We start from the raw sequence: 16,537 nt of genomic DNA on the forward strand, positions 1-16,537 counted from the left end.
GTTCATCGGCTGATGGCTTTCCTGGGGAAACATCGGTCATAAATGCGCGGATGACCCGATCGTCTCTCAAACGTAATTGTTTGGCGGCGGTTCAGCAGACCGCCGCTACATAAAAACAAAGCCAGGGCGTAACTCAATGAGTGCAAGCAATCCAACCTTGATCACGTTCGTGATCTACATCGCAGCCATGGTGCTGATCGGCTTCATGGCCTATCGCTCCACCAACAACCTTTCTGACTACATTCTGGGTGGCCGTAGCCTGGGCAGCGTCGTGACCGCGCTTTCCGCGGGTGCCTCCGACATGAGCGGCTGGTTGTTGATGGGCCTGCCGGGCGCCATCTACATGTCAGGTCTGTCGGAAAGCTGGATCGCCATCGGCCTGATCGTCGGTGCCTACCTGAACTGGCTGTTCGTGGCCGGCCGTCTGCGTGTGCAGACCGAACACAACGGCGATGCGCTGACGCTGCCGGATTACTTCTCCAGCCGTTTTGAAGACAAGAGCGGCTTGCTGCGGATCATCTCTGCTGTGGTGATCCTGGTGTTCTTCACCATTTATTGCGCCTCCGGCATCGTGGCCGGTGCCCGTCTGTTTGAAAGCACTTTCGGCATGTCCTACGAAACAGCATTGTGGGCCGGCGCTGCGGCGACGATTGCCTACACCTTTGTCGGTGGTTTCCTGGCGGTGAGCTGGACTGACACCGTTCAAGCCACGCTGATGATCTTCGCTTTGTTGCTGACACCGATCATCGTGCTGCTGGCTACCGGCGGTATCGACACCACCTTCCTGGCCATCGAAGCGCAAGATCCAGGCAACTTCGACATGCTGAAAAACACCAGCTTCATCGGCATCATTTCGCTGATGGGCTGGGGGCTGGGCTACTTCGGTCAGCCGCACATCCTGGCGCGTTTCATGGCGGCGGATTCGGTCAAGTCGATTGCCAACGCCCGTCGCATCTCCATGACCTGGATGATCCTGTGCCTGGGCGGCACCGTGGCCGTGGGCTTTTTCGGTATCGCTTACTTCTCGGCGAACCCGGCCGTGGCGATGCCAGTGAGTGAAAACCACGAACGCGTGTTCATCGAACTGGCCAAGATCCTCTTCAACCCATGGATCGCCGGCGTGCTGCTGTCGGCCATTCTGGCTGCCGTGATGAGCACCCTGAGCTGCCAGTTGCTGGTGTGCTCGAGTGCCCTGACCGAAGACTTCTACAAATCCTTCCTGCGTAAAAACGCCTCCCAGGTTGAACTGGTCTGGGTTGGTCGCGCGATGGTTCTGGCCGTTGCACTGATCGCCATCGCATTGGCCGCCAACCCGGAAAACCGTGTGCTGGGTCTGGTCAGCTACGCCTGGGCCGGTTTCGGTGCCGCGTTCGGTCCGGTGGTACTGATCTCGGTACTGTGGAAAGGCATGACCCGTAACGGCGCACTCGCCGGTATCGTGGTCGGAGCACTCACCGTGATCGTCTGGAAACACTTCAACCTGCTGGGTCTGTACGAAATCATCCCGGGCTTTATCTTCGCCAGCCTCGCCATTGTGCTGGTCAGCAAAATGGGTGAGCCGTCGGCCGGTATGCTGCAGCGTTTTGCCGCGGCGGAAAAAGATTTCCACCTGAACAAGTGATCGGATGAGCTAATCCTTCGCTGAAAAAAACGGCCCGCACCCTTATGGATGCGGGCCGTTTTTTCGTCCGCCGGTTTAAGCCATCGTGCGATCCCTGTAGCAGCTGGCGCAGCCTGCGTCCGACTGCGCAGCAGTCGTAAAATCATTCACCGCATTTCTTCAGGTAAACCGTAGAGGATGGTTTTACGACCGCTACGCGCTCGAACGCAGGCTGCGCCAGCTGCTACAGGGATCGTGTTGTGGCTCAAGAAGGCGTCGATACAGCCCGCCCGACAGGAATGTCTGTAGTAGTTCATCCCGATATCTGAAGGAAAGTTCTCTAAAAAATCAGGGCAAATCTGATTTTTCTGACCCTCGGTCACCCCCCCTTGTCGCTCATGCAGAATCGCCCGCCTTCATTCTGCTTCAGAGGCATCGGATGCTCACGTCTGCCCATCAACCGCGTTTCACGTTGACCCTCGACGGCGTCCAGAATGAGCTCAAAGTGCTTGAGTTCACGGGCAAGGAAGCCATCAGCCAACCCTATCGTTTTGACCTGGAACTGGTCAGTGAACACCCCGACCTCGATCTCGAGAAGCTGCTGCATCGTCAGGCCTTCCTCCGTTTTAATGCGCAAGGCTCTGGTATTCATGGTCAGGTCTATCGCGTTGCCCAAGGTGACTCCAGCAATCGCCTGACCCGCTACGAGATCAGCCTTGTGCCTCGGCTGGCCTATCTCGATCAACGCATCAACCAGCGAATCTTCCAGCATAAAAGCGTTCCCGAGATCATCGCTCTGGTACTCAAGGACCACGGCATTCTGGGGGATGCGTTCGACTTTCGACTCGATAGCAAATACCCCCGTCGCGAGTACTGCGTGCAATACGCCGAGAGTGATCTGGTGTTTATTCAGCGTCTCTGCGCCGAGATCGGCATTCATTACCACTTTCAGCACAACCCGAACGGTCACCTGTTGGTGTTCGGTGACGATCAGACGTTTTTCCCCAAGCTGGCGCAGCCGACCCTTTATTTGCCAGGCAGTGGAATGGCCGCCGATCAACCTGCGATCAAGCGCTTCAACGTCCGCCTGGAAACCCGCGCCACCGCAGTCACCCGTCGCGACTACGACTTCCACAAACCCGGCCTGTTGCTGCAAAGCACTGTCGACAGCGAACAGCGCTCGGTGCTGGAGGATTACCGCTACCCCGGTCAGTTCACCGATCGCGACCACGGCAAACACCTGGCGCAACGGGCGCTGGAGCGCCATGGCGCGGATTTCCGTCAGGCCGAAGGTCGCAGTGATCAATCGGCATTGCTCACCGGCCATTTTCTGACGATCGCCGAGCACCCGCGCACAGAATGGAATGACCTGTGGCTACTGACAGAAATCGAGCACCACGGCCGGCAGCCGCAAGTGCTGGAAGAGTCAGCTGACAGCGGTGATTTTCAGGGGTATCGCAATACCTTTCTGGCGACGCCGTGGGACGTACCGTTTCGCCCACCATTGGCCGACAACAAGCAGCGAATACCGGGTTACCAGAACGCAGTCGTCACTGGGCCGACCGACAGCGAAATCCATTGCGACGAGTTCGGACGGGTCAAGGTGCAGTTCGCCTGGGACCGCGAGGGGCAACTGAACGAGCATTCCAGCTGTTGGCTGCGAGTTGCCAGTGGCTGGGCTCATGACGGTTATGGCAGTGCACTGATCCCTCGGGTGGGAATGGAAGTGCTGGTCGGGTTTGTCGATGCCGACCCGGACAAACCCATGGTGCTGGCCTGTCTGCCGAATGGGGCCAATTCGGTGCCGCTCGATCTGCCGGCGGATAAAACCCGCAGCATTTTTCGCAGCCAGAGCAGTCCCGGTGGTGGCGGTTACAACGAGCTGCGCATCGAAGACCGCAAGGGCGCCGAAGAGATCTACCTGCGGGCCCAGCGCGACTGGACCCGGCACGTATTGCACGACTTGCACACGCAAGTGGGTAACCAGCGAAGTGTGGTGGTCGCGGGTCTCGATCGTCATGAACTGAAGGCTGACGAACAGCGCATCACCCACGGTCAGCGCCAAACCGAAGTGAAGCTGGACGATCACCTGGTGGTGGTCGGCGACCGGCACATTCGGGTGACCAGTCAGGCGCTCAATGCCAGTCAGCAATTCCATGTCAGCGCCGGCCAGCAAGTGGTCATCGACGGTGGTGCCAGCGTGACCATCCAGGCGGGCGGGCAGTGGATCAACATTGGCCCCGGCGGGATTTTCAGCAGTGTGCCGATTCAGCTGGGTGGCGCGCCGATAGCGACGATGGCCGCTGCGCCGAAGTTGCCGGACGCTCCATTGAAACTTGCTGCAGCGCCAGCTGCGCTGCTGAGTGCCGCACAGATTCTGAGCCTGAAAAGCGACGCGCCGTTCTGCGAAGAATGCGAGCGCTGCAAGGAGGGTGTCTGTGCAGCCTGATGCCTTGTCACCTCGTGCCTGGCTGGAGCGCTATCCGCTGAAACCTTCCGAGCAGCTGTTTGCGGTGTTCGGCAATGCCAGTTCTGCCGAGCCCCTTCAAGCCTGGCAACGCTCGATCACTGCGCAAGCACCGAGCCCCATCTGGGCTGACACCGTTTACGCCGAGTGGGGACCCGTGATGCCCTATGTCGGCATCGTCGCCGCGGGCAGTGAGTTTCTGGAATGGGTCGCCACCACGGAATCTTGCGACTGGGGTTGGCTGGCGGTGTCTTCCGCTCCTCAAGAGGCTCTGGTCGACCATCTGCGCAGCCTTACGCAAGCCCTGTTACCCAACGGCAACGCAGTGTTTTTCCGCTTCTGGGACGGACGTTACTTGCTGCCGATTCTTCAGTCTGCACAGGTTGATGTTGCTCAACTGATGCCGCCGATCAGGCGTTGCCTGATCAATGGCCGGGCCCTGGAAATCGGTGGCGGTGTACTGAAAACATCGAGGGTTTTTCCATGGTGGGAGATTCCCGGCGCGCTATTGGAACAACTCGCGGCACAGTCTGCCGCCACCCGAATCAACAACCTGATGACGTGGCTGAGCGACGACCGCCCGGACCTGTACGAAGCGTTTTCCGAAATCGTTTTGCGGCACAAGGTTGCGATCTTTCTTGAAGCACCTGTCCTGCCTCAAGCACCGAAAACTGCCTTGGTGGAGTTCCTGATGGCGGAGCTGAACTGATGGATCAAATCGTACGTATCGAGCAGGAACTCGACAGCTTTAAAGACACACTCAGCCTCTACCGCGAACAACTCAACCGCTGGTTCATCAGAGCTGCGGACAAGGCTAGTCACGCTGCAGACCTGCCGTCGCTGATGGGCATGGAGCGGCTGATCAAGTTCGGCAGCACGACCACTGCGGTGAGCAGCGGCGATGACGATTTCATCTCCAGTGTGGCGCAGTGCCCGGCTGATGGCCTGTTGCAGATCGAGAGCAAGTTCGAATCGGTCTACGACGTTCCCTTGGGGAATATTCAGGTTGATGTGATTGCTGTGGAGGGCGGTGAAAAGACACCGGTCCTGCTGGATGAAAACGGCAAAGGGACGTTTAAGGGGACCGCCGGGAAGTTCTATCGCGTTCATGTCCAGAGCGAAGTGACGCCGGAGCAAGTCGATGAGCTTTTTGACGCTTACGACGGATTGACCGATGAGCTGGAAATCTGGCTGCGCAACGAGTGGAAAGGCTTTAAGCCGCAGTGGTCGCAACAGTCTGCTTCAGCGTCGCTGCTGGCGGTGGGCAATGGTTTACTCGCCGGCAGTTGGGCGGCTATCGAGGGTGTTTGGGACAGCATTGGCCTGATTGGCGACATCCTCAAGGACCCAGCGAAGTTTGCCGAAAGGCTCGGTGGCAGCGGTGCGGCCCTGGCCGAACTGGCGCAAAAGTCGCCGGAACTGATGGAAAAGGCCCTGCTGCTGGCCAGTGACGAAGCGGCGCTGTGTTTGTTGTTGCGCACTGCGAGTCTGTGGCTGGAAGCGTTACCGCCGAGCCAGATGGCCGGAACCACGGCAGAGGCAGTTTCGAAGGCAGTGGTCGAGCTGGTGATCGATCTGCTGATTGGCATCGTGCTGAGTTTTTTCGGGGTGGGCATCGCCTATCTGTCGGTGCGACTGATGCGCTACGGCCAATACATCGTCGACGCCGCCCTGCGCTTCGTCACTGCGATCTTCAAGATCATCGACAGCTTTATGGACTACGTCGACCGCTACAAAAAAATCGCCGCACGAGGCGTCGTGGCGGGTCTGAAAAAAGGTCGGATGCAACTGCGTTGGAATGGCCGTAAGAACACAACGCTGAAAAAGCACGAACCTCACGTCGACGTCCCGACGCAGGCGAAAAACCCCAACGGCGACAGCGCCGATTCGGCAGATAAAACCGCCACCAACAAATGCCCGGTGTCGATGGTCACTGGCGAAGAACTGCTGACCCTGGTCGATGGTTCGCTGGACGGGATTCTGCCGTTCGACTTCACCCGGCTCTATCGCACCAGCGCCGCCGAGATCGATAGCGGATTGGGCTTTGGCTGGAGCCATTCGCTGGCGCATCGCCTGGAAATCGACGGCGACAACGTCATCTGGATCGACCACGAAAACCGTCATACGGCATTCCCGTTACCAAACGTCGAGCGTCCGGCGATCCATAACAGCCTGTCGCGGGCGGCGATTTATCTGGGTGATGAGCCCGAGGAACTGATCCTCGCCCAGGCCGGAGACGACGCGCGTTTTTATCACTTTCATAATGGCCGGCTGACGACCATCAGCGATGCTTACGACAACCGCCTGCGCATTACCCTCGACCGTCAGGACCGCATCAAACGCCTCGATAACGGCGCGGGGCGCGCCTTGCTGTTGCGTTATGACCGCAGTCATTTGATCGCCGTCGACTACCAGTGCTTTGTTCCGGCCCAGAGCCTCGACGAGGCGTGGCGCACCGAGCAGACGCTGGTGAGTTATCGCTACGACGAACGCAAACGACTGATCGAGGCGACCAACGCCGCGGGCGAAAGCGAGCGCTACGACTACGACGCTCAGCACGTCATTTTGCAGCGGCAATTGGCCGGTGGTGCGAGCTTTTTCTGGGAGTGGGAAAGGTCCGGCAAGGCTGCCAGATGCATTCGGCACTGGGCGTCGTTTTCGCAGATGGACGCGCAGTACGTCTGGGATGACCAGGGCGGTGTCACCGTCCTGAATATCGATGGCAGCGAAGAGGTTTACGTCCATGACGATCGGGCGCGGCTGGTGCGCAAGGTTGACCTGGAGGGTGGCGAACATCTCAAGGCCTACGATGACAAAGGTCGGCTGATTGCCGAGCAGGATCCGCTGGGGGCCGTCACCGAATACCGTTACGACGAGGTCGGACGGCTTGTCGCGCTGATTCCGCCGGAAGACGAACCGACGGCCTACGAATACCGCGACGGTTTCCTGCATGCGCGGTATCGCGGTAAAGCCGTGTGGAGGTATCAGCGCAATGCTCAGGGCGACGTCACTGAGGCGACCGATCCCGACGGGCATGTCACGCATTACCACTACGACACTCAGGGGCGGCTGCTGTCGATCCGTTATCCGGACACCAGTCGGCATGTGTTCGTCTGGAACGGCTTGGGGCAACTGCTCGAAGAAACGTTGCCTGACGGTGGCCAGCGTCGGTTTTCCTACGATGCTTTGGGTCGGCAGATTACCCGGCAGGACGAACACGGTGCCGTCACCCGCTACCAATGGGATGCCGTCGGGCGACTGATTCAGACAACGCTTCCCACCGGTGCCAGCCGCGCCTTCAGCTACAACGCCTACGGAAAAATCACCGCCGAACGCGATGAGCTGGATCGCGTCACGCGCTACGAATACGCCGACGACCTGCACTTGGTCAGCCGTCGAATCAATGCCGACGGCACGCAACTGCGTTATCGCTACGACAACGCGCAGCTGTTGCTGACAGAAATCGAGAACGAGTCCGGCGAAAAATATCAGCTGGACTACACGCCCAATGGCTTGATCCGACAGGAAACCGGTTTCGACGGCCGCCGCACCGCCTATGCCTACGACCTCAACGGCCATCTGCTGGAGAAAACCGAATTCGGCGATGACGGCTCGCAACGGGTTACCAGCTATCAACGGGACTCTGCCGGACGACTGCTGGTCAAGACCCTGCCCGATGGTGTCAACGTCGAGTACCGCTACGACGGACTTGGCCGACTGGTCAGCGTCGATGACGGCCATGACCACCCGTTGGAGTTCGAGTACGACCGGCAGGACCGGCTGATCACCGAACATCAGGGTTGGGGCACCTTGCGCTATGGCTATAACGCTTGCGGCCAGCTCAATCGCCTGCGCCTGCCGGACAACAGCACCCTCGATTACCACCACGCCAAGGGCGGGGCGCTCAGCGCTATCGACCTCAACGGCACGCGGCTGACCACGCACGTCTTTGCCGCGGGGCGTGAGCAGCAACGCCAGCAAGGCCAACTGCTCAGCCAGTATCACTATGACGAACAGGGCCGGTTGCACGCGCACGCGGTCAACCAGTCAGACCGACCGCTGTACATGCGCCACTACAGCTATGCGGTCAACGGCAACCTGGCCGCCATCGCTGACAGCCGTCACGGTCAGCGCAGCTATTACTACGATGCGCTGAACCGCCTGACCCGCGTACGCCATGCCCGCGGCGAACCGGCGCAAAGCTTTGAACACGACCCGGCCGGCAACCTGCAAATGCACGATCGCCCGGGCCTGGCGACGATCAAAGGCAACCGCCTGCTGTTGCAAGGCGACCGTCATTACGACTACGACGCCTTTGGCAACCTGATCCGCGAACGTCGCGGCACCGCACAAAAACTCGTCACCGAATACCGCTACGACTGCCAGCACCGGTTGATCGGCGTCACGTTGGCGGATGGCAAAACCAGCAGCTACCGCTATGACGCCTTCGGTCGGCGCATCGCCAAAACCGTCGACGGCCACACCACCGAGTTCTTCTGGCAAGGCGACAACCTCGTCGCCGAAAGCAGCAAAGAACACTACCGCAGCTACCTCTACGAACCCGGAAGCTTCCGCCCCCTGGCCATGCTCGACGGCAAAGGCCCACGCAAAGCCTGCCCGTTCTACTACCAGCTCGACCACCTCGGCACCCCGCAGGAACTCACCGACTACAGCGGCGAAATTGTCTGGTCGGCGACCTACAAGGCCTACGGAAAACTCGCCAGCCTGAAGCACTTCGGTGAAGAACAGCTCGAGCAGCCGCTGCGCTTTCAGGGGCAGTATTTCGATGCTGAAAGCGGCCTGCACTACAACCGCCATCGCTACTACAATCCGGACATCGGCCGCTACCTGACACCCGACCCGATCAAATTGGCGGGCGGGCTGAACGGCTACCAGTACACACCGAATCCGACGGGGTGGATTGACCCGCTGGGGCTGAGCGGAAATTGTCCGCCACCGAACAAGCCGGGGTGTAAGGCACCGGATGATGTGGGGGGCGTGGCGGTTGATGAGGGCGAGCCGCTACTGCCGAAGCTGACGGGTGAGGAGCGGCGGGCGAGGATTGATGAGTTGGCGGAGGCGAATGCTTATCGACGTTTGGACGAGATTGAGCGCGCGACTCCTGGAGGGCATTTTTTAGAAAAACATGGGGCACAAACGACCCTGCAATCCCAGCTTGAGCGAGTGCAAACAGGGAAAAATCCCACGACAGGAGAAATAGAGAGGTATGAGCAAGGAAGGCGAAGGGGCGAGGCTGTCATTCCCTCGGCGGCGACACACTTTCTCAGTCATCGTGATCAATTGAATGCGATACAGCGTGCGCAGTTGATTTTTAGGCAGAGTGATTTGAATGCTTCCCGACGACCTATTGAAATGGGTAAAAAGGTAGGTGAAGGGTTCAAAAGAGGAAGCTTGCAATATGGAGAGCAAACAAGAGCGGTAGTTATATTGGACCAAATGGGTCGTCCTAAAACATCTTATACGGACTTTGATTAATGAAAGATGCCTACAATATCTGGGATATACGTAGTTTGCTTTTCGTATTTGATATAGAAAACACACGTGACGTGGCGAGAGAGGAGATTATCGTTTCGAAGGATGTGAATGATGAGCAAGAGCTTGCTGAGCTTTTTGATATTTTAATGCGGCCAGAATTTCTTATTTATAGCGAGACTGAACGACAGTTGCTAATTGATACTTTGGTATATTTTTTAGGCATAAACGATGATTTTGATGCGGTATTTTCAAAGATTGATACTTATTTTGATGAGGATGTTAAGGATCAACGTCAGTTCATGCGGGTCCTCTTGGCGTGTTTGATGCGTTATCAATCGGAAGCAACACAAGAAAAATAACCGCTGGTTAATATTGATCGTTCCCACGCTCCTGCGTGGGAATGCAGCCCGTGACGCTCTGCGTCACATCGGCGCCAGGCTTGATACCGACCATTGCGGCTGGAACGCGGAGCGTCCCTTGAGGCATTCCCACGCGGAGCGTGGGAACGATCATCAAACGATCATGGTTTGTCCGCCCGCTCAGCTGCGAACCCCTGACGCTGGACGCGGTACAAGGTAAACTTCGCCTCCTTCGCAGGAGCAGCCATGAATTATCGTCACGCCTTCCACGCCGGCAATCACGCCGATGTGTTCAAACACCTGACCTTGACCCGCCTCATCGCCTTGATGTCGCGCAAGGAGCAGCCGTTTGCCTATCTCGACACCCACGCCGGCATTGGTCTGTATGACCTGCAGGGCGATCAGGCGAGCCGTACCGGTGAATACCTGGAAGGCATCGCACGCTTGTGGGGCGAGCAGGATCTGCCGCCGCTGACCGCCGATTACATGCGGGTCTTGCATGAGATGAACCCGGATGGCGAGTTGCGCTACTACCCGGGCTCGCCAGAACTGGCGCGCCGTTTGACCCGTCCGCAGGACCGGGTGTTGCTCAATGAAAAACACCCGGAAGACGGGTTGCTGCTCAAGGACAACATGAAAGGCGATCGCCGGGTCAAAGTGCACTTGGGCGAAGGCTGGCACGTGCCACGGGCGCTGTTGCCGGTGCCGGAGAAGCGTGGGTTGATGCTGATTGATCCGCCGTTCGAGAAGCTCGACGAGATGCAGCGTTGTGCGGCGTCGTTGAAAGAAGCGATTGGACGGATGCGTCAAACCGTGGCGGCGATCTGGTACCCGGTGAAGGACCAGCGCATGCTGCGTCGTTTCTACCAGGACCTGGCGGGCACCGGTGCGCCGAAGTTGTTGCGCGTGGAGTTGCTGGTGCATCCGCTGGATACACCGAACAGCCTGAACGGTTCCGGGCTGGCGATTGCCAATCCGCCGTGGGGGCTTGAGGAAGAGTTGCGCGAGTTGCTGCCGTGGCTGTCGAAGAAGCTCGGCCAGACCCAGGGTGGGTGGCAGATGGATTGGTTGATCGCCGAGAGCTGACCGGTGATCGCTCCCATGCTCTGCGTGGGAGTGCAGCCTGTGACGCTCTGCGTCACGCCTTCAAGGGCGGACGCGGAGCGTCCATTGAGGCATTCCCACGCGGAGCGTGGGAACGATCATCAACAGGTACTGTGTTCACCCATCAAATCGGGCAGGTCACGCCCGTACCGCCAATCCCGCAATACCCTTCAGGGTTTTTTGCCAGGTATTGCTGGTGATAGGCCTCGGCGTAGTAGAACGTCGGGGCTTCTTCTATTTCGGTGGTGATGGTGCCGAGGCCGGCCTTGGTCAGTTCAGCCTGGAATACTTCCTTGCTGGCCTTGGCCGCTGCCAACTGGCTTGGGTTGGTGGCGTAGATCACCGAGCGGTACTGAGTGCCGATGTCGTTGCCCTGGCGCATACCCTGCGTCGGGTTGTGCAGTTCCCAGAACATCGCCAGCAATTGTTCGTAGCTGACCTTTTCCGGCTCGTAGACCACGAGCACGACTTCGCTGTGGCCGGTCAGGCCCGAGCAGACTTCTTCGTACGTCGGGTTCGGTGTGAAACCACCGGCATACCCCACCGATGTGCTGAACACGCCTTCACGTTGCCAGAAACGACGCTCTGCGCCCCAGAAGCAACCCAGGCCGAAGATCGCGAAATCCACGTTGCCCGGGAACGGGCCCAGCAGCGGATTACCGTTGACGAAGTGTTCGTCCGGTACTTTTATCGGAGTTTCGCGGCCAGGCAGAGCTTGTTCTTTAGTTGGGAGCACGTTTTTGTTCACCAGAATTTCCGAGCGCAGAACCATGATCAGTCCTCTCAGTCAGGTTGGAATGTAGATACACAGAGTGTCAGTGTGCCAAATGCCAGCCTGTTAAGCGAAATCTATGTGGGAGCAGCCGGTCGACGCTCGATTGCTCGCGATAGCGGTGTGACATTGACCATTGATGTTGAATGTAAAGCCGCTATCGCGAGCAGGCTCGCTCCCACAGGTTTTGCAGTGTGTTGTCAGGCGATTGGGCCGCGCGGGTAGCGTTTGAGCTTCTCGATCAGCTCGGCGCCCGGGATCGGCCGGTCGAACAGGTAACCCTGGCCGACATCGCAACGGTGGCGGCGCAGGAATGCCAGCTGTTCGGCGGTTTCGATGCCTTCGGCGACCACTTTCAGCTTGAGGTTGTGGGCCATGGCGATCACGGCCGAGGTGATTTCCATGTCGTCCTGGTTGTCCGGGATTTCATGGATGAAGCTGCGATCGATCTTGATGATGTCGATCGGGAATTTCTTCAGGTAGCTGAGCGATGAGTAGCCGGTGCCGAAGTCGTCCATTGCCAGGGTCAGGCCCAGGCGCTTGAGTTGGTCGAGCTGCAAGTGCGTATCTTCGGTGGCTTCCAGCAGCAGGCCTTCGGTCAGCTCCAGTTCCAGCAAGCGTGCGGGCAGTTGCTCTTCCTTGAGGATGTTGGCAATCGACGAGACAAGGTCCGGGTCAGAGAACTGCTTGGGCGACAGGTTGATCGCTACCTGCAAATTGCCCAGCCCGGCGGCGGTCAGCTCTTTGCTCATGCGGCACGCCTGACGGGCGATCCATTTGCCGATAGGAATGATCAGGCCGGTTTCTTCGGCGACGCTGATGAACTGATCCGGGCGGATCATGCCCTTTTCCGGATGGTTCCAGCGCAGCAACGCTTCCATCCCCAGCAAACGCCCGGAGCGCAGGCACAGCTTGGGCTGGTAGAACACGTCCAGCTCGTTCTGGGTCAGGGCGCGACGCAGGTTGTTTTCCACGAACAGCTTGTAGCTGGCCTCGGCGTTCAGCGCTTCGGTAAACACCTGGACCTGATGTTTGCCGTTGGCCTTGGCCTTGTGCAGCGCCAGCCCCGCGTTGCGCATCAGGGTCTGCGGATCGCGGCCGTGCAGCGGCGCGCAGGCCAGGCCTACGGAGCCGGTGACGCTGATCAATTGGTTGTCGACGAACATCGGCTTATCCAGCGTCATCAACAATTGGCTGGCGATCTGTTGGCCGGCCCCAAGGTGGGTGTCGTCCAGCAGTACCGCGAACTCGTTACTGGCGAAACGCGCCAGGCTGCCGCTCGGGCTCAGGCTGTTGCGCAGCCGCCGGGCCAGGCTGATCAGCAGTTTGTCGCCGGTCTGGTGGCCGAGGCTGTCGTTGATCCGCTTGAAGTTGTCGATGTCCACCAGCAGCAGGCAGATCGGGCTGTCGCTGTCGCGGGCGAAACGCTCGTCGAGGTTGCGGATGAACGCCGGACGGTTGCCCAGGTTGGTCAGGTTGTCGGTGTAGGCCAGGCGCTCGATACGTTGCTGGGCGAGCTTGGTCTGGGTGATGTCTTCGTAGATGCCGATGTAGTGGGTCAGTTCACGGTTGTCGCCGTAGACCTTGGAGATCGACAGCTGGCCCCAGTACGGTTCGAGGTTTTTGCGTCGGCTCTTGAATTCGCCCTGCCAGCTGTTGCTCTTGGCCAGGCTTGAGGGGGCGTCGAACAGCAGTTCGCTGAGGTTTTCCAGCGCCGGTAGTTCCGACAGCCGATGGCCGTGGACTTCTTCGGTGCTGTACTGGGTGATCGCGGTGAAGCTCGGGTTGACGTACTCGACCACCCCGTCGCAATTGACCAGCAAAAAGGCGTTGGCACTTTGCTCGACCGCTCGCTGGAACAGGTGCAGGGCGCTGGTGGCGGTGCGGCGGTTGTGGTTGTTGATGACCTGGGCGAACTGGTCGGCCAGCTCGCCGGCGAAGGCGATCTCGTCCGACTGCCAGGCGCGGGTCATACCGGTTTGCTCCAGGCACAGCACGCCGACTACCTGACCGTCGACACGGATGCTGGCGTCGAGCATGGCATTGACGTCGCGCGCGCGCAGGCTCTCGGCCATGTCCCGGGTACGCGGGTCACGGATCGCATTGTGAGCGTCGATTGCGCGGCTGGTGTGCAAGGCTTCCAGATAATCGGGGAAGTTGCTGGCGTCGATCGCCTCCGGTAACCAGTACTCTTGAGAGGCACGGTGGTAGGCGGAAATTGGCACCAGCATCTGGCCTTCGAGGTTCCACAGGCTCGCGCAGTCGATTTCGTAGATGTCGCAGGCGCTGCGGGTGATCAGTTCGGCGGCTTCTTGCAAGGAGTTGCCGGTGCTGTAGCGCTGGCGGGCGAGCAGCAGGATCAGGTCTTGCTGGGCGCGAGCGCGATCCAGGTGCAGCAGTTGTTCCTGCTGGGCGCGCTGGTTCAGTTCCAGGGCAATCTGCAGGCGCGAGTTCTGGGTTTCCAGGTCCAGTGCCGGTAGCAGCGGATCATCGGTAAACAAACCGTCGACTACCAGCAGATAGCCGCGTAGCAGGTGGCGATTGTGTTGTTTGTAGGCTTCGCCCAATTCGAGCAGGCTGAGGGAGCCTTGGGCGGTGTGTAGCGTGTAGCGGACCAGATAATGCGGACTTACGGTCAATTGCTGCTGAATCGCATCGTGTAACTGATAGCGCGCTTCAGGCTCCATCAGGCTCGCATAGGGTGAGCCGACCAGAGCGCACAGCTCGACAGCGGGCAAACCGAACTGGCGTTCGCAATTTGGGTCAAGGAACAGCAGCGCCCAGCTTGGTTCATTCAGCCGTTCGAAACGCAGCATGCCGAGCCGCGAGGGCACAGGCAACTGCGTCACTACCTCGGCCACCATACGGCTGGCGGCATCGGGATGGCTTTTCATGGAAGAAACTCGCTTCGAAAATGCTGATCGCGCCGGGCTCGCGCCCTCTTTACTGTTGCCTGCGGCAAGGTTGCATCATGCTGCACTGACTGACAAGTAAGGATGAAGGCTAAGTGCTATAAGACTGTATCGGCAGGCAACCGCATTTCTGCAATAAGTTGCTTGCGCGGGCTCTTGTAGCAGCTGCCGAGCCCGCGAGGCTGCGTTCGGCCGCGAAGCGGTCGTGAAATCATGCAACGCGTTCTTTCAGGCAAACCGCATACTCAGGATTTGCGAGGACTTCGTCCTCGAACGCAGCCTCGCGGGCTCGGCAGCTGCTACGGTCGTATTTCAAGGTTGCTACGTCGAGGGGGACGCCTTCTACAGAGTGCTGCGCAGTGCGATGTTTATCGATTGCAGGGCGTTGCCATTCGCGTCGTGGTAAGTCACCTGTATGTGCTGCGCGTCGACCACCAGGTGCGCAAAGTTATCCTGGCTGACCACTTCGCTGGTCAACTGGTGGTGATAGTCACCCGCGGCGGTTCGCACCAGTGGCTGGTCGAGTATGAAGGTCGAGGCTTTGGCGTAAGGCAGCAGTGCGCTGTTGCACAGAGGCGACGAGACGATGGTGTGAACCTCGAAATCCGGGTCCTCGCTGTGACTCAGACGGCTGGTGAGGGAGCCATGAACGTCACCGGAAACGATGATGACATTCTTGATCTTGTGGGTCCGGATGGTTTCCAGCAGACGCAGACGCTGCTCGGGAAAAGCTTTCCAGGCATCGTCGCCATGGTGCTTGCGGTCGGGGTAGAACATCACGCTGGTGACCACGAACTTGACCCGTGCCGGGCTGTGGATCAGCCAATTGAGCAGTGCTTGCTCCTGCTCTGCATCGAGGATGCGTCGATCGTCGGCCGAGAGATTGCGCCGGGTTCGACTATCGGTCACGAACCATTCGATATCTCCCTCGGAAAACTGGTACCAGTAATGTTTCAGTTCTCGGCTGGGTTGCCCGTTGGGCAGTAACTCGTGAACAGGGCTGTGACTGGCCTGATATAACTCATACGCGGCCATTGCGTTGGTATAGAGGAACGTGTCATCTGCACTTTCGTTGGCGGGCCAGTTGTCTTCTATTTCGTGGTCGTCGAGGATCATGTAAGTAGGAAGTGAGGCCATTAACTTCCGAATGTGTGGCTGGGAAAAGGCGGCTCGATACTTGCCGAGAATATCCGTGTACTCCCGGTCGGGGGCGATAACATTCAGGTCATCCACATAAATCTGGTCACCCGTCATCAACAAGGCGCTGATCGGTGGCGATGCTGTTTTAGCCAGGGCGCCGATGGCGGCAAAAATCCGGTCGCCCTTGGCGGGTGCTGATGGCACACCCAGTGTCATGCGCAGGTAACGGCATGAGCCAACGATATAGCCACGTGCTGCCGTGGTTTCGCTCGATGCGGTGCGAAAGCGGTAGATCTCTTTCGGCCATTGCAGTGGCAGCTCTTGCACCGTTTCCACGGTGTGCACCGGGCTCATGGTGCTGAACCAGCCCGCCTGGTACTCGTAGGCGGTATCGGCCTCGAGGTTGTTGAGCGCAATAACGTCGGACAGGTCGCGAAGTGCTGTTAGAGCAACAAACAGGCCTTTGGACCAGTGCGTATCAGCGGCGCGGCGATAACGTATCCCCGCAAAGACCGGGGCATTGTTTTCTACATCGCCGCGTAAAAAAATACGGGCATGGTTAGTTGTTGTGTGGCCAATAATCGGGCCAACAGTAGGTTTGAACATTTTCGAGTCCATTCGAAATGTAGCGGTGAAAGTTATAGTGTTTTGTGAAAACGGTTAGTGCACTTTGTTGGCGCTATCCTA

General features: G+C 58.7%; 9 protein-coding genes. 6 read left to right on the forward strand and 3 right to left on the reverse strand.

Annotation, left to right across the window (positions count from 1 at the left end):
* The first annotated feature begins 136 nt into the window (after window positions 1-136).
* From putP to AC1DIG_RS24595, 6 genes are all read left to right on the forward strand, one after another.
* Entirely contained in the window at window positions 137-1,621 is a 1,485-nt protein-coding gene (gene putP, locus AC1DIG_RS24570) for a sodium/proline symporter PutP (protein WP_477769386.1), read from the forward strand.
* A 418-nt stretch (window positions 1,622-2,039) separates the two neighbouring features.
* A complete protein-coding gene (locus AC1DIG_RS24575; protein ID WP_477769387.1) occupies window positions 2,040-4,049 on the forward strand; it encodes a type VI secretion system Vgr family protein in 2,010 nt (669 codons plus the stop codon).
* Entirely contained in the window at window positions 4,039-4,776 is a 738-nt protein-coding gene (locus AC1DIG_RS24580) for a DUF4123 domain-containing protein (RefSeq protein WP_477769388.1), read from the forward strand. The genes AC1DIG_RS24575 and AC1DIG_RS24580 overlap by 11 nt, the downstream gene beginning before the upstream one ends.
* Window positions 4,776-9,563: an RHS repeat-associated core domain-containing protein gene (locus AC1DIG_RS24585; RefSeq protein ID WP_477769389.1), complete on the forward strand. Its 4,788-nt coding sequence runs from the start codon at window positions 4,776-4,778 to the stop codon at window positions 9,561-9,563. Before AC1DIG_RS24580 ends, AC1DIG_RS24585 begins: the two co-directional genes overlap by 1 nt.
* Complete coding sequence (locus AC1DIG_RS24590) at window positions 9,563-9,922, forward strand: hypothetical protein (protein ID WP_477769390.1); 360 nt, start codon at window positions 9,563-9,565, stop codon at window positions 9,920-9,922. Before AC1DIG_RS24585 ends, AC1DIG_RS24590 begins: the two co-directional genes overlap by 1 nt.
* A 246-nt stretch (window positions 9,923-10,168) precedes the next feature.
* A complete protein-coding gene (locus AC1DIG_RS24595) occupies window positions 10,169-11,008 on the forward strand; it encodes a 23S rRNA (adenine(2030)-N(6))-methyltransferase RlmJ (protein ID WP_123581938.1) in 840 nt (279 codons plus the stop codon).
* Window positions 11,009-11,150: 142 nt separating this feature from the next.
* Here the strand turns inward: AC1DIG_RS24595 and msrA are convergent, their stop codons facing one another.
* The 3 genes from msrA to AC1DIG_RS24610 all read right to left on the reverse strand — a co-directional run bounded on the left by msrA (window position 11,151) and on the right by AC1DIG_RS24610 (window position 16,456).
* A complete protein-coding gene (gene msrA / locus AC1DIG_RS24600; RefSeq protein WP_477769391.1) occupies window positions 11,151-11,798 on the reverse strand; it encodes a peptide-methionine (S)-S-oxide reductase MsrA in 648 nt (215 codons plus the stop codon).
* A 200-nt stretch (window positions 11,799-11,998) separates the two neighbouring features.
* Complete coding sequence (locus AC1DIG_RS24605) at window positions 11,999-14,692, reverse strand: sensor domain-containing phosphodiesterase (protein ID WP_477769392.1); 2,694 nt, start codon at window positions 14,690-14,692, stop codon at window positions 11,999-12,001.
* A 360-nt stretch (window positions 14,693-15,052) separates the two neighbouring features.
* A complete protein-coding gene (locus AC1DIG_RS24610; protein ID WP_477769393.1) occupies window positions 15,053-16,456 on the reverse strand; it encodes an alkaline phosphatase D family protein in 1,404 nt (467 codons plus the stop codon).
* Window positions 16,457-16,537 lie beyond the last annotated feature (81 nt).

The sequence above is a fragment of the Pseudomonas sp. 05N431 genome (assembly GCF_056397005.1).